The organism is Flavobacterium sp. AC274 (genome assembly GCF_979258275.1).
Genome location: NZ_OZ409852.1, coordinates 3,564,541 through 3,585,117, shown reverse-complemented (window position 1 = coordinate 3,585,117; position 20,577 = coordinate 3,564,541). Strand labels below are relative to the sequence as shown.

Sequence of the window (20,577 nt, the reverse complement as noted above, 5' to 3'; positions counted from 1 at the left end):
AACGTCCTGGTGAATATGCTGCTCTACTGCACATTTCTACATCTTATCTAAACGAGTGTGTAAAAGAAAGTACCGGCTATTCTGTTTCTTACCTTATTCAGGACAGAATCATTTTAGAAGCGAAACGTCTTCTTTATCATACTGATAAATCTGTAAAAGAAATTGCCTTCGAACTTGGATATTCTGATTATCCTTATTTCACGCGTTTATTTTCTAAAGTAACAGGAATTTCGGCAATAACATTCAGAAGAAAAAACCACGATTAGTCCAATCCTTACTTTGTTTAACCATTTTTTGTACGCAGTAAATCGATGAGCTTTGCAGTGTAAATATTAATTAATAAAGGAAATGGAACTAAATAAAAAAGTGCTGATATCAGGAGCAAGTTTTGCTGGGTTAACTACTGCTTACTGGATGAATAAATTTGGTTACAAGGTAACTATTGTAGAACTTGGTGATGCGCTTAAAAAAGGCGGAACACCTGTTGATATAAAGGATCAGACAGTGGAGATTGTAAAACGAATGGGACTTTTTGAAGAGATAAAGAAGCGCAGAATTGGTCCTGAAAAGTGGGAGTTTAAAAATGCCAATGATCAAACAGGCTACAGGTTGATATTAAGGCAGCCAGGAGAAGAATTGCCCGATGATGAATTTGAAATCGAAAGGGATTCATTACTAAGCATGATGTATGAGCAGATAAAAACAAATGTAGAAATCCTATTCAATAACAGTATTGATGCAATACATGAAACTCAGGATCATATCGAAGTATCTTTTAAAGATGGCTCTACAAATCAGTATATTTATGTCTTTGGATGTGATGGAATACATTCTGCCGTCAGGAAAATTTGGTTTGGACAAGAATCTGAATATGCTCACTATTTAGGGCAGTATTTTTCTATTGCCGTGGTCGATAAACTATTGGTTGAGAATGGCACGTATCAAATGTATGCGGAGCCAAATAAAGGTGCGGCGCTTTATGGCCACAATAACAAGACTGATGTGATTTTTACTTTTAGGTCTGAAAACGAGATTACGTATGATTTTCGAAATCAGAAAGAGATCAAAGAAATTGTATCGAACCAAATGAAAGGTATGGGCTGGCGATCTGATGAACTTCAATCGGAATTATTGAATTCCAACGCATTTTACTTCGATAAATTCTGCCAGATAAAAATGCCGTCCTGGACAAAAGGCAGAGTTGCTTTGGTCGGTGATGCAGGATACTGTGCTTCCCCAGCTGCAGGAATGGGCGGCTCATTGGCAATAATAGGAGCAACTGCTTTGGCTGACGCATTTGCTCTATGCCAAAATGATTATCAACAGGCGTTTGATACATATAACAAAAATCTCAGATCATTTATAGAAGAGGTACAGGCAGATGCTGTGCAGACTTTAGATAAATTATTACCCCGCAGTGAAGAGGAAGTAATGACCATGTGGAAAGATGGGATTTCATTTTAAAAATCAATCTTAAGCAATCGAAAACAATCTCGGAGATAAACATAATTTCAGCTATATTCGTTGTGTTCGAATCTTGCTAAGTTATCACATAATAAATTTAAATTTATCTAATTTTTCATGTAAATATGTATTCTTTTGCAATTTGCTTCTTTATTTTTAGCACGATTCTAAAATAGAAAATAAAAGCAAAAATGATTCAAAGTTATTTTATTTAATAGTATGAATAAAAAAATGGCGTCAATTGTCTTCAATTGACGCCATTTGGCTGTGGTGACCTCTACGATACAAATTCCAAAACATTTTATGGAAGATTTGAAGAGATTGGCTTATTGGAAGTAGAGGCTGTCTTTACATGTCTTCAATATTTTGATTTAGATGTCCTGTTGGGGATTATTAATAAACTTTAGTTATCATTTCATCTATAGGTAAACGAACTTTTTTCATAGCTGCCATATAGTCTTTTTCCGAATCCCGATATCCTAAAGCGAGGATAACGGTAGAATGCAGCCCTTTTTCTTTTAAACCCAAAACGGCATCGATAGTCGCGGCATTAAATCCTTCGATAGGAGTGGCGTCCACTCTCAATTCTGCCGCAGCAATAAGTGCAGTTCCTAGTGCAATATAAGCCTGTTTGGCTGCCCAAAGAGCTTTTTGTTCTGCGTTAATAGCGCTGAAATAGGAATGCAGTCCATTTCTAAATCCTGATAAGGCACCAGCATCAAGACCTCTTTGTTTCTCTGTCATTGCCATGTAATCGTCAATGTAAGTCGAAGACATGTCAGTGAATGCCGCAAAAACCAGCAAATGAGAGCAAGAGCTAATCTGTCCATTATACGAATCAGCACCTAATTTCTTTTGGATTTCCGGGTTGCTTACAACAAAAACACGATAAGATTGCAGACCACAAGAAGATGCTGAAAGATTTATAGCCTCTAAGATCTGATCGATCTTCTCTTCTGTTACTTTAATGTTATTGTAAGCTTTTGTGGCGTAGCGCCATTTCAAATTTTCTATCAAATTCATTGCTATGTCTGTCTTAAATTTTGGCAAATATAAATTTATTTGTTTTGTTTTTCGAGGCTTGAATTGCTATGGGAAACTTCAAATCAGTCATATCCTAGTTCTCTAAAGAATAATTATCTGTTTTCCTTTGTTATTATATTTATAAAAAGATTAATAATCTTAAAAATAGTGTTAAAAAAGAATAATTATCTGATTTTTTTTGTTTTGTGAAATATTAAATCTTTTATTTTCAAATTTGCAGGGTAAAAAACTAAACCTTGTCATCAAATGAAAGCGAACATACAAGAAGATTTAAGAATAAGCGAAAAGCAAGATATTGAAAACACCCAGAATAATTTTGCATTCACATTAGAGAGCACTTGTTTAGATGAAAACTATCACCCCTCAAGTCAAACGCGTTTGACAACCAATTTTGCAAACCTGGCTAGAGGAGCTAATCGCCAGCAAAACTTACGTAATGCCTTAAATATGATTAACAATCGATTCAATGCATTGGCTCATTTGGATAATCCAAAAGCTGATCGTTACCTTGTAGAACTTGAAATCATCACAGTAACGATGAGTATTAATGATAAGAATGGTGTTAACAATCTGCCGTTGATTGAAGTTTTAAAAACGAATATTTTTGACCACAAGACTAGCCAGCGTATCGAAGGTATTGCCGGAAATAATTTTTCGTCTTATGTTCGTGATTATGATTTCAGTATTTTATTGATCGAACACAATAAAAATAAAGCTAATTTTTGTATTCCTGAAAATTTTGGTGATTTGCACGGAAAACTTTATAAGTGTTTTGTCAATTCAGCCACTTATAAAGAGCACTTTAAGATGTCACCGATCATTTGTCTAAGTGTATCGAGCAACAAAACTTATACTCGCACTGAATATCAGCATCCGGTTCTGGGTTTTGAGTATCTGCAGGATCAGTATTCTATCACTGATGAATATTTCTCTAAAATGGGCTTAAAAGTTCGTTTTTTCATGCCTTCGAATAGTGTGGCACCGATGGCTTTTTATCATTCCGGAGATCTGCTTGCTGATTATACTGATCTTGGATTAATCAGCTCAATCAGCACGATGGAAACTTTTCAGAAGATTTATCGCCCTGAAATTTACAATGCAAATTCAGTGGCTGGGAAAATCTATCAACCTACTCTTAAACACGAAGATTATTCACTGACTCGCGTGGTTTACGACCGCGAAGAGCGTGGCCGACTGGCTGTTGAACAGGGTAAATATGCAGAAGAGCATTTCATTAAGCCTTACAAAAGTCTCCTGGAACAATGGTCTGCTAATTTTACCCTTTAATTGATTACAACGCATTAAAATTATACTATTATGAAGAAATTATTATTACCTACCTCTATTGTTGGAAGTTTACCCAAACCTGCCTGGCTTGCACCGCCCGAAAAACTTTGGTCACCATGGAAATTAGAAGGTGATCAGCTACTTGAAGGAAAACAAGATGCGTTGCGCATTTCTCTGCAGGAACAACAATTGGCAGATCTGGATATCATTTGTGACGGCGAGCAGACACGCCAACATTTTGTAACGACTTTTATCGAGCATTTAAGCGGTGTAGATTTTGAAAATCGTAAAACAGTAAAAATCCGTAACCGTTATGACGCGAGTGTTCCAGTGGTTGTAGGTGAGGTTGCACGTCAAAAAGCAGTTTTTGTTGAAGATGCTAAATTTTTACGTAAACAGACTAACAAGCCTATAAAATGGGCATTGCCAGGCCCGCTGACAATGGTAGATACCTTGTACGACGACCATTATAAAAGCCGGGAAAAATTGGCGTGGGAATTTGCGAAAGCACTCAATGAAGAAGCAAGAGAACTTCAAGACGCAGGTGTAGATATTATCCAGTTTGATGAACCTGCATTTAATGTGTTCTTTGATGAAGTAAACGATTGGGGAATGGCAGCATTAGAAAGAGCCATTGAAGGTTTACATTGTCAAACTGCGGTTCATATTTGTTATGGTTATGGAATACAGGCAAATACTGATTGGAAAAAGACATTAGGTTCAGAGTGGCGACAATACGAAGAAATTTTTCCGAAAATTCAAAAATCTAAAATTGATGTGGTGTCTTTAGAATGTCACAACTCCAATGTGCCTTTAAATTTAATGGAACTTGTTCGCGGTAAAAAAGTAATGGTCGGTGCCATTGATGTGGCAACCAACACTATCGAAACACCAGAAGAAGTAGCTGCTACCCTGCGTAAAGCTCTTGAGTTTGTAGATGCCGAAAATCTTTACCCTTCTACAAACTGCGGTATGGCACCGTTATCTAGAGATGTAGCCAGAGGCAAGTTAAGTGCTTTAAGCGCAGGAGCAGAAATTATACGTAAAGAACTTGGGATTTAGTCTCAATATATTAATAATGAATTCCGTGCCTCCACGGAGGAATAATATTTAAACACATTGAAGAAATTATTAGAAGTATTAAAAAAAGCAGGTTTCGACGGTTTCCTGTTAATGATAGCCACCATGATTCTGATGGCTTATTTTTTGCCAAAGCCAGGTATGGTCAAAGAACCTGTTTCGCTGGAGGAGATTGCCAATGCAGGCGTTTCGTTGATTTTCTTGTTTTATGGCTTACGGCTAAGTGTTGAGAAACTAAAAGCCGGACTTTCCAACTGGAAAATGCACATTGTCGTTCAGTTGACAACCTTTTTATTTTTTCCGCTCATTGTTTTGGCATTTCGCCCGTTGTTTGTCAATAACGGCTTCGAGTTGCTTTGGCTGGGCGTATTTTTTCTGGCAGCATTACCGTCCACAGTTTCATCTTCGGTGGTCATGGTTTCCATTGCTAAGGGAAACATTCCTGCAGCCATTTTCAATGCAAGCATTTCCAGTTTGATTGGAGTAGTCGTTACGCCTCTCTGGGTTGGGCTGTTTATTGCTTCTGCGACAGGCGATTTTGATGTCACTCAAATCGTCATAAAGTTGATTCTTCAAGTTTTGCTGCCTGTCATCATTGGCATAAGTCTCAATTCCCGTCTCGGCGCCATTGCCGAAAAATACAAGAAACAGCTCAAATATTTCGATCAGGCAGTTATTCTAACGATTATTTACACGTCGTTTTGCAAGTCATTTTCCGAACATCTTTTTGAAGGCTTCACTGCCCTTGAACTTGCCGGACTCGCTGCAGGGATGATGGCGTTGTTTTTTGCCGTATTCTTTTGTGTCGGACTACTGAGCCGCCTGCTTGGTTTTTCAGATGAAGACCGTATTACTGTCTTATTCTGCGGTTCTAAAAAGTCATTGGTACACGGCACCGTTATGTCAAAAGTACTTTTTCAGCACAGTACTATCACCGGCATCGTATTGCTGCCGCTCATGCTTTACCATGCCTTGCAATTGATTGCCGCTAGTATCATCGCTCAGGGTATGGCTCGACGAAAAAAAGTATAATTTTATTTAGGACGTGGCTCTTTATCTTTTTTTGATAAAGGGTACCAAGGATAACGCTCCCTGCTATAAAATAATGCCTTTTAGATTTTTATACTGTGAAGATAAACGCTGCAGTATGTTATGTTTTTAACTTGCGTAAAATAAGATTTTTGTATTGTTTTTCGTTATATTTGAAGAATTTTATTCTGATTTAAAAATAAAATAAACCTGTTTAAAGTAATATTCTATGGAGCAGATAGATGATATTGATCTTCAGTTATTAAATATACTTCACGATAATTCTAAGTATACAGTAAAAGAGCTTGCTAAGATGGTAAATCTTTCTGCATCGCCTGTTTTTGAGCGAATTAAAAGATTGGAAAACAATGGTTATATAAAAAAATATATTGCCCTGCTTGATGCAGAAAAATTAAACAGGGGATTCATTGTTTTTTGTAATATCAAGCTTAAACAACACGATCGTAATATTGGCAATCAGTTTGTTAGTGATATTATGAAAATAGAAGAAGTTGTAGAATGTTACAATATCTCTGGTGATTACGATTTTTTAATGAAGGTTTCTGCCAAAGACATGAAGCATTATCAGGATTTTGTGTTTAATAAATTGGGATCAGTTGAAAGTATAGGGAGTACCCAAAGTACCTTTGTTATGTCGGAGATAAAAAATCTCTACGGATAGTTCCGCGAGCAACGATAGTACGGAAATTCTTTCCGTGCCCGTTCCTATATTAATAAAAACTGGATTTTCTTTTTTTAAATTTGTTAGGATATATTTTGTGGGCACGGATTACAAATCCGCGCGATCGGGAAAAAGAAAAAATAAAAAGGGCTCTGAAGGAGCCTTTTTGCTATTTATTATTCAAATATTTTATTTCGCCTTCTGGCTTTGGCTTTATAGAAATAAACTCGATATAATCGAAACTTTTTAGATCAATTCTAGTGCCTTCCGCAATTACCTTATGACTCATTGTCCAATCGGGACTACCATAATAGATTGTCATAATATCTACTATAAAATCTGAAAGAAGCCTATCGATCGCTTCAGCTCTTACATTAATTGTCAGATAAAAAACATTCATAGACAGGTTAAAACTCAAACCATATTTTTCTTTATAATTAGCAATGCGCACAAATTGATAACCTAAGTCGGTATCGGTTATTTTTGTAATTATCTGTTCATATCTTTTTCTCTCAGTGTAATCTTCACGGCCTGGCTGAGCAATCGAAATATCTATTTTTTTTAGCATGAGGAGTGAAAGAACAAAATCATATTCCAGTGAATACTGAAAGTTTATAATGTGCAACAGCTCAAAAAGATTAATGAATTCGCGAATCTTGGGAAGAGAGCTGTCTTTATGAGACTTTATAAAATCGAGAAATTTATCTTTAGATCCAAAAATCTCAACGACGGTATCCGAAATTTTAAATGACGTATTTGAAAACGAATCAAGTTCTGTTAGCTGGACGCATAAAAGCTCAATACTGTTTCGCGACCAGAAGTCTTTTAAAATATTATTTATTTTTTCCTGATCAACTAGCTTGGCTCCATGATATATGTTAAATGTTCTGAAATTATTTATGTCCCATAGAATGGTATCAAAAGTGGATAGATAATTTGTATATAATTCAATAGTTCTATTAATTATGTAATCCTCTTCCAGATGCCAAAGTTCGTTGAAGTGCTTAACTTTCCAAATTGTGCTTAGTAATATAAGCTTTGTCCCCTCGTTAATTGAAGTATTAGAAAATATAGATTCATCAATCCATTTACGATACTCAGAAATTCTGCCTTCGCCAAGCACATCAATTAGTTCAGAAGTAAATTTATCTATAAGCTTGTAAGTATCCATATCATATTGATTCTTAAGACCGTTCATTTCATAAATAATGACTAGATACTCAATAATGCGTTCTAACTTAGTCTGGTCATTAGTTGAGAAATAGCCTAGCCGCCCGATCAGTTGTTCGGATTTGCCTTGACCCTGAATTTTAAGCAAGTTATCTTTTATTGAGAGCTTGTCAGCGGTAAATAAGGCTTCAAATTCGGACTGTTTAAAGAAATCTGCAAAGATACGCTGTTGGATCAGCATTTGAAAGTTATTGGCAAATTTGATGGAGTCTTGTCCCTCAGGATTATTTTCTTCTCCAAAAAGGTATGCTAAGGTTTTAATTAGTAGTACCTTATCGTTTCTGCTGACTTTTTCATAATCGGTTTTATACTCCTTTTTATTATTTAGAATTTGATCATAAAACTGGTATTTATCCAAATACCAAATACTGTTGATTGATTCATTGGCTATCGAGCTAAAAACATCTTTAACAAGATCTCGCTCATCCTTTTGAACTTTTATTAAATTATAGGTTCCTTTTGACCTATCAATAGTTAAAAAGTCTCCCCTATTGTCATTTAACTGTTTTAAAACCTGTGGGAATTTCAGTTTAAAAAAAGTAAAGTTTATAAAATCTTTCAGGTTCAGATATGCAAAATCTTCCTGGAAAAGAGAAATATCGTATTTAATTTGATTTACAACCCTTTTGACATCTCTAAAATTTTTCACATAATCTTCAAAGAGTAAATAGGGCTCCATTAATGCTACCCTTAACCTAGGTTCTAGATCCTTAGGAGCTGGGCTGAATGGGCGAAGCATTTCCGTTGTAAAATATTGTTTTAGTGCACTATTGTCTATTTCAGGTAGGTATATTTCAAGCTGGAAGAACTTATCTACAAACTTTGTATCGAGAATATTTCCTTTTTCGGTCAGGCGTTTTATAACATACTGTTTGTCCATGGCCAATACAAAAAAGGTATTAATAAAGTTTGCAGTATTACGAATAAGCTTAAGGGTCTGCAGAATTTCTTTCTGGCTGAGACGGTCCAAATCATCAATGAAAACAATAATTTTTTTGTCTGTTTCTAAAAGCATCTTATTAATGTTCTCGTAGAGCTCGCAGGCAGAAGACTGCGCAAAATTTGTGATGTGATTCTCCAAAAAGGTGCTCAGGCTTTTGTTTTGGTAGAGATCTGTCAATTTTTGAGAGTAGTCAACTATTTGATTAGAGAGTCTTCCATTATAAGGTGATAATGCATTACTCAGTAAGGTAAAGAACTCGTTTATAATTTCATTCTCATTGTGATTTAGATAGGGCAGGAAATGAATTGAGATTATTTCATTTTTTTAAATTCCTCAGAGGCATCAATTTTAGATTTAGTCATCTGGATGACGCTGGATTTTCCATTTCCCCATGGACCAATGAGCCCAATAGATATTGATTTTGGATGTTTGTCGCTTAGTAATATATCAGTTAGTTTGCCAACAGTGGGAGAGAAGTCAACTAGGTCCTCAGCCTCAGTGGAGATAGGATCGTCGCCTGTTAAAAAATTCATTACTGGCACTAGTTTTTTGCGTTGTTTTAAATACCAGCCAATGGAGTTAAAAAAAAGTAAAAAAATATAAGTGTGAGTATTAATTCAATATATTGAACAGAAAAATAACGGTTAGAAAGCGCTGCATGGAGGTTCCAGTTTAATCCATTGCCATTGCACCGGTAATATAAAAATAATAGAAACGATAGGGAAATAAAAATGTACTCGGCTGCCGTTGGTATGTATTTATCTGTTACTAACTTTATAAATAAAAATCCTGTCGACAATATAAAGGCAATTATTATAAACAACTGCAAATACCATACATTATAAGAGGGGTCGGACATTAAAAATGTTTCGATAAATAAGCTTATATGCTTTTGGAAATAAAGGAAGATAAATATAATTACAGCAACAGGTATGGTAATGCTGATGTTTTGAAAAAAATCGCGTAGAAATCTTCCCATAGTCGGTATATTGATATTTGCGGAATTAAACTTTTATGTAAATATACAATTACTTCTTAACTAAAAAATTCGTAATTAAAGTTACATTTTTCATATTTACTTCGGATAGAGAAAATGAAAATACATCTAAAAATAAACACTTGGTTATCATTGTATATTTCTGATTATTTTAGCAACGTTTTTGTCTATTACTCTCGATAACGAGGTTTGCTGTGTTGAAAAAATAATCTTACATTATCAATACAAAACCCGCTCTCTGAAGTCTTCCTTATTAATGTAATTAAATAGAACAAACACCGTTAAAACAAATAAAGAGACTTCAAAAGTCTCTTTATAGAATTTATATATCTTTATAAATAATTATTTATTAATCAATTTTTCAAGCCTAACCATCATTTCATCTTTCTCTTTCAACATACGCTCGTACAAAGCAATCTTTTCTTCGTGTAGTTTAATAAATTGATCAATTTGATTAATGGTAGAATTGTAAAATACAAATGCAGTTTGCTGACAATTGTCAAATGTATTAGAAATAATATTTATTGCTTGCTCTTCATCAAAATTCTGAAAAGCTTCAACTGGAATTTTTAATGCGTCTGAGATTTGATTAAGTATATCATCTTCAATTACATCTTTTTGCTCCAGCATAGAAATTTTCTTTTGGTTCCAGTCATTTCCCAAATCAAAAGCTAATGCTTCTTTGTTTGATATCAAGCATTTCTCTAAAACGTTACCCAAATGGGAGCTTTTTTTAGTCTTTAAAAAATAAAATTTTATAACTTTCTTTGTTATCTGTTTCTACTAACCAAATACCCTCATCACAAACTATACTTTCATAATATAATTTTTTACCATCTTTCGATACACTTTTTACATAACTCATTACATTAGGATTTACAATCATAGCTACAAAAGTCATCTGTGAGAAAACTTTATTTTTAAATTCACCGCTAACGTAGCTATTATTTATAAAAGCTTTATTTTTTAAATTACTTGTATTATTATTATACTCAATAAAATTAATTTTTGAAATAGATCCAGTCAATTTATCGACCTTTGTAGAATATGAAAATTCAGTAAAATCATTAACTGAAACTGAAAAAATTAAATCTTTTTTATACTCCAATAAATTAATCTGTAGTCTAGAACTTGTATGTATTTTTTCAAAAAAATCTTTACTAACAATAGCATTAATAGATTCCCATAATTTAGTACCATTTTTATCAAACTTATAAATATAAAAACCTTTTGGAGTAGTTACTCCACCTATTATTTTAGTTGCTTTTTCACTAAAAGCTCCGTAAACAAAAATATCACCTGTCTTTTTATCTTCATAGTAATTATTTACAGATAATGTTCCTAAACCAGATGCAGCCGCTGTGAAAGGATTACCTGGCTTTTCTTGAGGTGACACAAAACCCTTTGGTCCTCCAGAATTATCTGATGTAATGAAAAATTTATTATTAAGTTTTAATGTCAGAGATATTTCATTTATTTTTTTGCCTACAAAATCATAAGTTGTTTTGTATAATATTGTAGTTTGAAAATCTGCAGAAACAGATTTTGTAATGATATCAAAATTTTCATTACCGTTTAATTTACAAATAAAAGATGTTTTATAATCTTGTTCTGCAAATGCATCACCCTTTAATAGAGATAAATTTGGTTTTTCTAATTTAAATCTTTTCCTTGCATTGTTAGCAATCTCAATGCTTTCTAAATAAATATCATCTTTTTCAAAATTAATTATATCTTTTTGTTTTTGATTTGTAAAACCAAAATCATGAGAATCATTGAAAGAAGCATCAAAAAACATGTCTGACGATCTATCTTCAACAGCGCATAATACGCTATTATAATCATATCGCCCAAAATAACTGGTATTTAGATCTTCGAGCGTATCATAATTAACAGGGAAAACATTCTTATCCTGAAAAAATTTATAATTAGCCTTCTTAATTTTTGTAGCATCGTTTGCTTTATAAGTATTCTCTGTGACTGAAAATGTAGGACTCATTAACTTTTCATTTTCAAAAAGAACAGATTTTTTTCCATTGACATCAAAGCTTAAAGCATTTGTAGTTATGTAAGAAAATGACATTGAAATTGGCCAACCTTTATAAACTACAATTTTTTTAGAATTTGGTAGGTATTGAAAAGTAATTGGTTCATTTCTATCTTCATATTTTTCTTCAACAATTACCGCTTGCGCAGACATATAAATTGTAGAAAACATAGCAATACTTAAAAGTATTTTTTTCATAAATTTTGTTTTTTATTTTAATTTACCTCAAAAATAAAATAAAAATTAACAAAAAAAATAGTCAAAATAATTATCATCATAAAATTCGTAATTTACCACATCACATAAACATAAATCAATATCATCATGGGTACATTTTTTATTATCGTATTAGTATTCGCGTTCTTTATACTGATGTCTTCCTTTTTTACAGTAAAACAACAATCGTCTGTAAAGAAATAAATTAAGTTTTAAAGTCCTTTGAGTAACAATTAATAATAGCAGATATGTAGAGGAAGATTTAAATAATGATGAAATCCTGCACCAATTTCTAAAATGTTGATATAGGCTTACCATTATAAATAATTATCTTCTTATTTGTTTAAAAAACTTCTTTACTACTCCGTTTGCCTTGAATTTTAGAAAGCTAAAATTTCTGCAGCTTCTTCCAGTGTAACATCCATTCCTTCATCGCTGAGCATTTTCTGTACCTTGCGTGGTGTAATTTTTCCTTTAACCTTTTCTTCTTCAAATTCCATAAGCTTAAATTATTGTTAATATAAGGATAAGGAATTTCTGCAAGTATAATATTTACAGGCTTTTGAAGTGGTTTGAATCAAGTAGAGTAATTCAACGATACATACAAATCATCAGAAATTAGAAGTATTAACTAGTTAAAATATTAGGTAAAAGACAAAAAAAGCTAAAACTTTTGTTTTAACTTTTTTTTAAGAAGTGACCTCGACTGGATTCAAACCAGTAACCTCTTGAGCCGTAATCAAGTGCGCTATTCAGTTGCGCCACGAGGCCTTTTGTTTTTCAATAAGGTATTTTTTATACCTTTGTTGATTGCTGTTAGCGGGTGCAAATATAGGCATAAATGTGACATATACAAACGAAAAATAACATAAAAATAAAAAAAAATGAAGATTGAAAATTATATACGTGATATTCAGGGTTTTCCAAAAGAAGGAATTTTATTTAAAGATATCACTCCGCTACTAAATGATCCTATTGCAAGAGAAGAATGCCTTAAAATATTATTAAATTCTTTAAACGGACAAAAAATTGATAAGGTAATAGGAGCGGAGAGTCGCGGTTTTTTCTTCGGAATGTTATTGGCTGATCGTTTAAACGCAGGTTTTGTTCCTGTACGTAAACCTAAAAAGCTTCCTTTTACAACAATTTCTGCTTCTTATGAATTAGAATATGGAACTGATTCTTTAGAAATACATATTGACGCTATCAAAAAAGGCGATAAAGTTTTAATTCACGATGATGTTCTTGCAACCGGCGGAACAGCAAAAGCACTTGCCGACTTAGTAAATGAATTAGGAGGCGAAATTGTTCAGTTTAATTTTTTAATGGAACTTTCTTTTTTAAATGGAAGAGAAAAAATAAAGGATAATCCTATATTTGCTGCAATTACCTATTAATGACCCAAATCATTTTAAAATAAACCTACTACTATGAAGCAACTGTATTGTGTGGCATTACTTGCCGTATTATTTTCCTGTAAAGACAATAAAGAAACTACTGCTGAAAATTTGAATAATAACATTCAGAAAGATACAACAGTTGTAAAGAATGTAACTGATAATTCTTCAGATTTAAACCTGAAAAGTAATTTAAGAAGTGGCGAGAAGCTACAGCTGGAACAGGTTTATGAAGATACTGTTCAATTTGTTAATTTTGATGGAAATGGAGATTATGCTTTATTTACGGTTCAGAAAGACAAAAAACTGATTTCGTTTTATACAGATCTTGCAAATGCCAAAGCTTTTAAAAGAGGAGATTTACTTGATGTATCCTGGAAAATGGATACCATTTATGAAGCCGGCGAAGGAGAAAAACTGGAATTTGCAGAATGGCTTGTAAATGCAAAAAAATAAAAGATGGAAATGTGAGTTTGTTTCGAAAAAAACATCCTAAACCAATAAAATACTATTCAGAGAAAAACGATTTTACAGCAGATTTTAAAGATCATATCTACGAACAAGTCGAATATTATCTGGCAAATTCTAAAAGCGAACTGGTAAAAAGTACTATAAAAGATGCAAACGCCGATTTAAGCTATTCGATTGAAGAAAGAGACAGAGAAAACCATTCTTATATTGTTTTAGGAATATCGAATGATTTTGAGCATCATACGAATATAATTCAGTGGTTATATCTTGATGATACAAACGGTAAATTATACGAATACGACTTACCAAACGATAGATTAATTCCGTTTGATTAAGTTCAAAAAAATTGTCTTAGTGATTAAACTAAGACAATTTTGTGTTTTATAGCATATAGCACTAAGCCTATTCTGGTTTTAATTTCGAGTTTATCAAATAAACACTCTCTGTAGCCATCAATTGTTTTTGGGCTTAAACACATTTCCGAAGCGATTTCTTTGTATGTTTTCTCAGTGCAGGCATGTTTTATGAAAACAATTTCTTTTTCTTTTAAATTGACTTTTTTGAATCGTCATTGGCTTTCTTCACTAGCATTCCGGAAACCAATTCGGTGAAATAAAAACCTTTTTCGATAACAGATACAATACCATCCTTAAATATTTCGGGTGAAGTATCTTTTAATAAATATCCTTTGGCACCGTTGGTAATCATTTTTATAATAACTTCTTCGTCGTCATTTACAGAAAGTGCAATAACTTTAAGTTCCGGTCTGTTTTCCTTAATCCATTTCATGGTGCTAATGCCATCTAAAACAGGCATATTTACATCTAGTAAAATTAAATCCACATTGGTATCTACATTTTCCTGTAAGTAGGTAATAAATACTTTACCATTTTCAAAGCGGTTTATTACTTCAAAATCTTTAAAACTATTGATCAAAAGTTCAAGCGATTGCGAAAACAGTAAATGATCATCTACAATAATAATTTTGTTTTTAGGTTTCATTGGTTTTAGTTAAAGGGTATTCTAAAGTTACGGTAGTTCCTGATGCGTCTGATTCCATAATTAAAGTAGCTCCAATTAATTTAGCTCTTAATTTCATATTGCCCAATCCCTGGCCTGAATTTGTATTGAGCGCGTCGTAACCAATTCCGAAATCCTTAATTTTCAGGCAAAAAACGTCGTCTGTTGTGGTAATATTTACTTCAAATTTATCACTGTGAGAATGTTTTAGGCTATTATGCAAAGCTTCCTGAAAAATTCGGTAAATAAACAAATCATGTTCTCCGCTAATCTCAGGTATTTCTCCGGAAAGAGTATATTTATACTGAATGCTTTTTAGTTTTTTTATGCGCTCTAAATCTTGTTTTATGGCTTCGATAAAATTGCTTTGCAGTAAATTATCTTTATTGATAATTCGGGACAGAATTCGAATTTCGTCCAGCGATTTGGCTAATATTTCTTTTAAATCACTTAATTCACTTTGCTGAATGGGTTTTTCGCTGTTGAGATACATATTAAGCTGCATAATACCAACTGAGACGATTTGCCCAATATTGTCATGAAGTTCTTTACTGATTTCAGAAAGTGTCTGATCTTTTATTTCAATTCTGGTTTTGATTAATTCTGATTGAAAATAAAGATTAGCTTCCATTTTTTCAACGAGATAATTATTTTTTTCTTTAAGAAATAAAAGAATATGACAAGCAAAATGATTAGTAAAGTTAAGAAAACTATACCTAACAAAATAACTAATAATTGTACTTCTTTTCGCTCCATAAAAACCCGATGATAAAACAACTATGCGCTAAAAAATTCAGAATAAACAATACCAGACTAAAAATGGATTCATCCTGTTTCACTAAGAACCATTTTATGGCAAGCATGAAAGGTAAAAAAGGCACATGAAAAACCAGAATTCCCAAGATATACCAAAAGAAAACTGATTTTTTAAAGTTTAATATTTTGTCTGAATTAAAAATTTCTACCAAATATAAGCAAGATAATATCATAACTACCAAAACGCCTACGGCAAAACTATAAATAAAAGAGTTGTTCATGTCTTTTTCAAAAAATAAAAGGTTGAGAAAAAAGAAAACACAAACAAGATTAAAAACAGCATGGCTGATATTTTGTTATTTCGTTTTGGCAAAAGACTCCTGATAATCAATATGTAGGCAGAAATACTGATGAGCATGTAAAAATTATATACATAATAATTTAATAAACCTGTCCAGTACGTAAAATAGTAGCCAACAATTTCTATAAGTATCGAAAACCAAATTAAAATAACTAAAGATTTTGCTTTAGTATCAGGAAGTTTGTGTAATGAAATCAAACCAATAATTCCTGATAATAAAGCAAAATAGATAACATAAGATCTTAAAAATTCAAACATAAATTTTTTTAATATGTTAAACTTGGCGGTCTGCCAATATTTCCATAATTCATTGGTTCAAGGCTTTGTATATCGCTTGGTGCATCATCTTGTATGGCAACAAAGCTTTGAATTTTTGCAGTATTGGCAGCCTCTATTTTTTTACCAGTCGGGACTAAAAATAAAGTTGTTTGTCCTGCTTTTTCTTCGTGTTTTTCATCTTCAGGATAAACGCCAAAATAAAAACGAATGCCATCTACATTGTATCCATCTTGTGCGCCCTGAGTTTTTACATAATGAATGTAACTTTCTAAAGCTTCTATCGAATACCAAATGGCATTTGCTTCTTCTTTTTCTTTTTTGGCAGACTTACCGGTTTTTAAATCGGCTTTCTTTTTGTTGTAATTTACGTTTAATACCTGAGCAAATTCTCTGGTAATTAACTGACTTGGTTTAGCGGGAGGGTTTTTCATTTTTTTTAATGTAATTGGTTAAAGGTTTAGTTAACAATATTTTTATTAAATATTTCTGCCAAAAGTATTTTAATCGTTGCAGAAACACAAGGGTGAATTTACCCTTTTTTCATTAGGTTGAATTATTTTAAAAACAGGTTAAAGTGCTGTTTTATAGTTGTTTAATAAGAATTACTTTTGTATTGTTTATTTTATGCAAAAAAACAAGCAGATAAAATAAATAAAAACCACCATCAAAAATAATTATAAATAAAAAGTATGAAAACTATAAAATTTGGACTCAAGTCAAGCGAAGTTTATTACCTAAATGAACTTCTGGAAAAACTAAAATACAGCGTTATTGTTTCTGATTACTTTGGGACTGAAACAAACAAAGCCGTTAAAGATTTTCAGCTAAAAAATAATTTGGTTGTAGATGGAATTGTAGGGCTTAAAACGTGGTCTGCACTTATCGAGAAAAGCAAAGAAGAGTTTTCTTCGAATAATAAATTGCTTTCAGAACAAAATCTGATTGATTTTTCAAAGGCTCACAATCTCGAATTGGCTGTTGTTAAAGCTGTTAATGAAGTTGAAAGCGGAGGGAAGGGCTTTTTAGTAGACGGGCGTCCGAAGATTTTATTTGAAGGACATATTTTTTGGAAAGAACTCGAAAAACGAAATATAGATCCCGCTAATTATGCCAACGCCAACAATCAGGATGTTTTATATAAAAATTATACAAAAAAGTATTATTTGGGAGGTGCGGCAGAATATACGAGACTGGAAAAAGCAATACGTTTAAATCCTGACAAGAAATTTAGTGATGCAGCAAAATGTTCGGCATCGTGGGGTTTGTACCAAATAATGGGTTTTAACGCAGTTTCTATTGGTTATGCATCTATAGATGAATATGTGAAAAAGATGTACTTAAACGAAGGTGAGCAATTAAAGGCATTCGGTATGTTTTTGGCAAAGAATAATTTGATTGGTCTTTTAAAAAACAAAAAATGGGCAGATTTTGCTTTGAAATATAATGGCCCGGCTTATAAAACAAATAAATATGATGAAAAATTGATGAAAGCGTATGCTAAATTTTCTGCTTAAATAGGTTTTGTTTCAGGTTTCAGGTTTCAAGTTTGCTTTTCTTTGAACATAATTTTTACCGCAGAGTTCGCTAAGATTTACACAGAGTTTCGCAAAGAGATTAAAATAAGATTTACGCAAAGTTCGCAAAGCTTTGTGAACTTTGCGTAAATCTTAGCGAACTCGGCGGTTAATTACACGTTCCAACAACCTGAAACCTGAAACCTGAAACAAACAAACAAAAACAAACCCGACAAGTCTTTAAAGCCTGTCGGGTCTGAATTATGTATAAATAAAATTTTTATCTCAAACTAGCTCCCAATTCTGTTTCGAAAGTTTGCTGTAGTTTCGACATGATTTTATCAATTTGAGAATCTGTAAGCGTTTTTGTATTATCCTGAATAGTAAAACTTAACGCATAAGATTTTTTGCCTTCCGGAAGTTTATTACCTTCATAAACATCAAATAAATTAATGTCTTTCAAAAGTACTTTTTCCGTTTGTTTTGCCAAATTATAAATGCTTTCGTAAGTTGTATTTTGATCAATTAACAAAGCTAAATCTCTACGAACTTCTGGATATTTAGGAATTTCAGAATATTTAATTTTTCCTGTAATGATTTTTAAAACCAAATCCCAATTAAAATCAGCATAATAAACATCTTGTTTAATTCCGAAATGTTTCAATATTGATTTTTTTACAACACCCATTTCTACCAATGTATCATTGTTATAGCAAATAGAAGTTCCTTCAGAGAAAATATCCGATTGCACCGGCGCATTTGAGATTTTATCAATTCCCAAACGTGATAAAATTGCACTCACATATCCTTTTAATAAAAAGAAATCAGTCGATTTTTGCGCATTTGTCCAGCTTTCTTTATTTCTGTTTCCCGAAATTGACAGCGACAAATGTTTGTGTTCTTCGTAACCATTTAGGTATTTATGGTATGATTTTCCGAACTCAAATAATTTTAAATCCGAATTTCTTCTGTTGATGTTGTATGAAATTGCTTCAAGCCCTGAAAATAATAAAGACTGACGCATTGTAGACAAATCACTACTCAACGGATTAAGCATTGTAACATTATGTTCTTCTTTTAAAACAGTAGATAATTTTGCATAAGCTGCTGTTGTTAAAGAATTTGCCATCATTTCATGAAAACCTTGAGAATTCAATTGTGATGCAATTACATTTTGTACTTTATAATCTTCAGTTCTTGGTGAATTAGAAACTGTTGCATTGAATTTTTTAGAAAAATCGATGTTGTTGTAACCGTAAACTCTTAGGATTTCTTCAATAACATCAATTTCACGTTGAACGTCAACACGATAAGCCGGAATTGTTAATCCTAAACCAGAATCAGAAACACTGTTTACTTTAATATCTAAAGAAACTAATATTTTTTTGATGGTATCTTTAGGAATTTCCTGTCCGATGATTTTGTAAACGTGACTGAAATTTAGTAAAACCGAAAAATCTTCTACTTTTTTAGGATACACTTCTACAACGTCAGATGTGATTTTTCCACCCGCTACTTCCTGAATTAAAAGGGCAGCACGCTTTAAAGCATATTCTGTAATCGTTGGGTCAATTCCTCTTTCAAATCTAAAAGAAGCATCTGTGTTTAATTGATGTCTTTTTGCTGTTTTACGAACGCTAACGGCATCAAAATAGGCACTTTCTAAAAATATAGTTGTAGTTCCGTCGGTAACACCAGATTTTTTCCTCCAAAAACTCCCGCAATACAAAGCGGTCCTTTTTCATCACAAATCATTAAATCTTCTGCATGCAATGTTCTTTCGACATCATCAAGAGTTGTAAATTTAGTTCCTTCCGGAAGTGTTTTTACAATTACTTTTCCGTTGATTTTTGCTGCATCAAAAGCATGTAAAGGTTGTCCTAATTCGTGTAAAACATAATTAGTAACGTCAACAATATTATTTTTTGGAGTTAATCCAATTGCTTTTAAACGATCTTGTAACCACGCTGGTGATGGTCCAACAGAAATTCCGGAAATTGTTACACCACAATATCTTGGCGCCAAATGAGAATCTTCGACACTTACATCAATTTTTAAAGTACGCATGTCAACTCTAAAATTGCTTACAGAAGGCGTAATCAATTCTACGTTTACACCACGCTGCAGCATTCCTGCTCTTAAATCACGTGCGGTTCCAAAATGGCTCATGGCATCAGCACGATTTGGTGTTAAGCCAATTTCGAAAACTTCATCATTTACAATTTGAAATACTTCAGCCACAGGAGTTCCAGGCGTTAATGCTTCATCCAAAACCATAATTCCGTCGTGGCTTGAACCCAATCCCAGTTCATCTTCGGCACAAATCATTCCGTGACTTTCCTGACCGCGAATTTTTCCTTTTTTTATAGTAAATTCTACACCGTCTTTATCGTATAAAACTGTTCCAATAGTAGCAACAGGTACTTTTTGTCCCGCAGCTACATTCGCAGCTCCGCAAACAATTTGTATAGGCGCTTCAAGACCGATATTTACGGTTGTAACTTTTAATCTGTCGGCATCAGGGTGTTTTTCGCATGTTAACACGTGTCCTACAACAACTCCTGCTAAACCACCTTTTACAGATTCATATTTTTCGACAACTTCAACTTCCAGACCCAAATCTGTCAATAATTCCGAAGTTTGCTCAGACGTCCAGTCTGTTTTAATGAATTGTTTTAACCAGTTGTAAGATATTTTCATTTTAGTGATATTATTCTTGAATAAGGGTGTAAATATAAGGATTGATCGTGGGAGTTGGAA

General features: G+C 32.9%; 18 protein-coding genes, 1 tRNA gene and 2 pseudogenes. 10 read left to right on the top strand and 11 right to left on the bottom strand.

Going from position 1 to position 20,577, the window contains the following annotated elements; translation table 11 throughout:
• The first annotated feature begins 26 nt into the window (after nt 1–26).
• Together ACZZZT_RS16000 and ACZZZT_RS15995 are read left to right on the top strand one after the other, a co-directional pair.
• A complete protein-coding gene (locus ACZZZT_RS16000) occupies nt 27–266 on the top strand; it encodes a helix-turn-helix domain-containing protein (protein WP_463462448.1) in 240 nt (79 codons plus the stop codon).
• Nucleotides 267–348: 82 nt separating this feature from the next.
• Nucleotides 349–1,464, top strand: coding sequence for an FAD-dependent monooxygenase (locus tag ACZZZT_RS15995; protein WP_463461107.1), 1,116 nt, complete (start codon nt 349–351; stop codon nt 1,462–1,464).
• Between the two features lie 393 nt (nt 1,465–1,857).
• Here ACZZZT_RS15995 and ACZZZT_RS15990 read toward each other — a convergent pair whose 3' ends face one another.
• Nucleotides 1,858–2,487 (bottom strand): nitroreductase family protein, encoded by a 630-nt coding sequence (locus ACZZZT_RS15990; RefSeq protein WP_073394121.1) that lies wholly within the window; start codon nt 2,485–2,487, stop codon nt 1,858–1,860.
• Nucleotides 2,488–2,754: 267 nt separating this feature from the next.
• On the opposite strand from ACZZZT_RS15990, the gene ACZZZT_RS15985 reads away from it, so the two are divergent.
• From ACZZZT_RS15985 to ACZZZT_RS15970, 4 genes are all read left to right on the top strand, one after another.
• Entirely contained in the window at nt 2,755–3,795 is a 1,041-nt protein-coding gene (locus ACZZZT_RS15985; RefSeq protein ID WP_463461106.1) for a DUF1852 domain-containing protein, read from the top strand.
• A 30-nt stretch (nt 3,796–3,825) separates the two neighbouring features.
• Nucleotides 3,826–4,857 (top strand): methionine synthase, encoded by a 1,032-nt coding sequence (locus tag ACZZZT_RS15980; protein WP_230038202.1) that lies wholly within the window; start codon nt 3,826–3,828, stop codon nt 4,855–4,857.
• A 57-nt stretch (nt 4,858–4,914) separates the two neighbouring features.
• Nucleotides 4,915–5,907, top strand: a complete 993-nt coding sequence (locus ACZZZT_RS15975) for a bile acid:sodium symporter family protein (protein ID WP_463461105.1) — start codon at nt 4,915–4,917, stop codon at nt 5,905–5,907.
• A gap of 226 nt (nt 5,908–6,133) precedes the next feature.
• The gene (locus tag ACZZZT_RS15970; protein WP_035644147.1) at nt 6,134–6,586 is read left to right on the top strand and encodes an Lrp/AsnC family transcriptional regulator; all 453 of its coding nucleotides are present in this window, start codon (nt 6,134–6,136) and stop codon (nt 6,584–6,586) included.
• Nucleotides 6,587–6,755: 169 nt separating this feature from the next.
• Here ACZZZT_RS15970 and ACZZZT_RS15965 read toward each other — a convergent pair whose 3' ends face one another.
• From ACZZZT_RS15965 to ACZZZT_RS15945, 5 genes and pseudogenes are all read right to left on the bottom strand, one after another.
• Nucleotides 6,756–9,023, bottom strand: coding sequence for a P-loop NTPase fold protein (locus tag ACZZZT_RS15965; RefSeq protein WP_463462447.1), 2,268 nt, complete (start codon nt 9,021–9,023; stop codon nt 6,756–6,758).
• Between the two features lie 47 nt (nt 9,024–9,070).
• Nucleotides 9,071–9,292: a P-loop NTPase fold protein gene (locus ACZZZT_RS15960; RefSeq protein WP_463461104.1), complete on the bottom strand. Its 222-nt coding sequence runs from the start codon at nt 9,290–9,292 to the stop codon at nt 9,071–9,073.
• Nucleotides 9,293–10,098: 806 nt separating this feature from the next.
• Nucleotides 10,099–10,456, bottom strand: a pseudogene (locus ACZZZT_RS15955) (XRE family transcriptional regulator).
• 33 nt (nt 10,457–10,489) lie between these two features.
• Nucleotides 10,490–12,001, bottom strand: a complete 1,512-nt coding sequence (locus ACZZZT_RS15950; protein ID WP_463461103.1) for a hypothetical protein — start codon at nt 11,999–12,001, stop codon at nt 10,490–10,492.
• Between the two features lie 715 nt (nt 12,002–12,716).
• Nucleotides 12,717–12,790: transfer RNA gene (locus tag ACZZZT_RS15945), tRNA-Arg, on the bottom strand.
• Between the two features lie 113 nt (nt 12,791–12,903).
• Here ACZZZT_RS15945 and ACZZZT_RS15940 point away from each other — a divergent pair.
• Genes ACZZZT_RS15940 through ACZZZT_RS15930 form a run of 3 tightly spaced genes read left to right on the top strand, consistent with a single transcriptional unit; the run spans nt 12,904 to nt 14,222 of the window.
• Entirely contained in the window at nt 12,904–13,416 is a 513-nt protein-coding gene (locus tag ACZZZT_RS15940) for an adenine phosphoribosyltransferase (RefSeq protein WP_463461102.1), read from the top strand.
• Nucleotides 13,417–13,449: 33 nt separating this feature from the next.
• Nucleotides 13,450–13,872 carry a hypothetical protein gene (locus tag ACZZZT_RS15935; RefSeq protein ID WP_463461101.1) on the top strand — a complete coding sequence of 141 codons (423 nt, stop codon included), beginning with the start codon at nt 13,450–13,452 and terminating at the stop codon, nt 13,870–13,872.
• Complete coding sequence (locus ACZZZT_RS15930) at nt 13,848–14,222, top strand: hypothetical protein (protein ID WP_463461100.1); 375 nt, start codon at nt 13,848–13,850, stop codon at nt 14,220–14,222. The genes ACZZZT_RS15935 and ACZZZT_RS15930 overlap by 25 nt, the downstream gene beginning before the upstream one ends.
• A 23-nt stretch (nt 14,223–14,245) precedes the next feature.
• Here ACZZZT_RS15930 and ACZZZT_RS15925 read toward each other — a convergent pair whose 3' ends face one another.
• From ACZZZT_RS15925 to ACZZZT_RS15910, 4 genes are all read right to left on the bottom strand, one after another.
• Entirely contained in the window at nt 14,246–14,365 is a 120-nt protein-coding gene (locus tag ACZZZT_RS15925) for a hypothetical protein (RefSeq protein WP_463461099.1), read from the bottom strand.
• A 68-nt stretch (nt 14,366–14,433) separates the two neighbouring features.
• Complete coding sequence (locus ACZZZT_RS15920) at nt 14,434–14,889, bottom strand: response regulator (protein WP_463461098.1); 456 nt, start codon at nt 14,887–14,889, stop codon at nt 14,434–14,436.
• Nucleotides 14,879–15,538 (bottom strand): sensor histidine kinase, encoded by a 660-nt coding sequence (locus tag ACZZZT_RS15915; protein ID WP_242607246.1) that lies wholly within the window; start codon nt 15,536–15,538, stop codon nt 14,879–14,881. The genes ACZZZT_RS15920 and ACZZZT_RS15915 overlap by 11 nt, the downstream gene beginning before the upstream one ends.
• A 752-nt stretch (nt 15,539–16,290) precedes the next feature.
• On the bottom strand, nt 16,291–16,734 hold the full coding sequence (locus tag ACZZZT_RS15910) for a hypothetical protein (RefSeq protein WP_463461097.1): 444 nt from the start codon (nt 16,732–16,734) through the stop codon (nt 16,291–16,293).
• A gap of 258 nt (nt 16,735–16,992) precedes the next feature.
• On the opposite strand from ACZZZT_RS15910, the gene ACZZZT_RS15905 reads away from it, so the two are divergent.
• Nucleotides 16,993–17,817: an N-acetylmuramidase domain-containing protein gene (locus ACZZZT_RS15905; protein WP_463461096.1), complete on the top strand. Its 825-nt coding sequence runs from the start codon at nt 16,993–16,995 to the stop codon at nt 17,815–17,817.
• A 280-nt stretch (nt 17,818–18,097) separates the two neighbouring features.
• Here the strand turns inward: ACZZZT_RS15905 and pheT are convergent.
• Nucleotides 18,098–20,517 (bottom strand): annotated as a pseudogene (pheT, locus tag ACZZZT_RS15900) (phenylalanine--tRNA ligase subunit beta).
• Nucleotides 20,518–20,577: the final 60 nt, after the last annotated feature.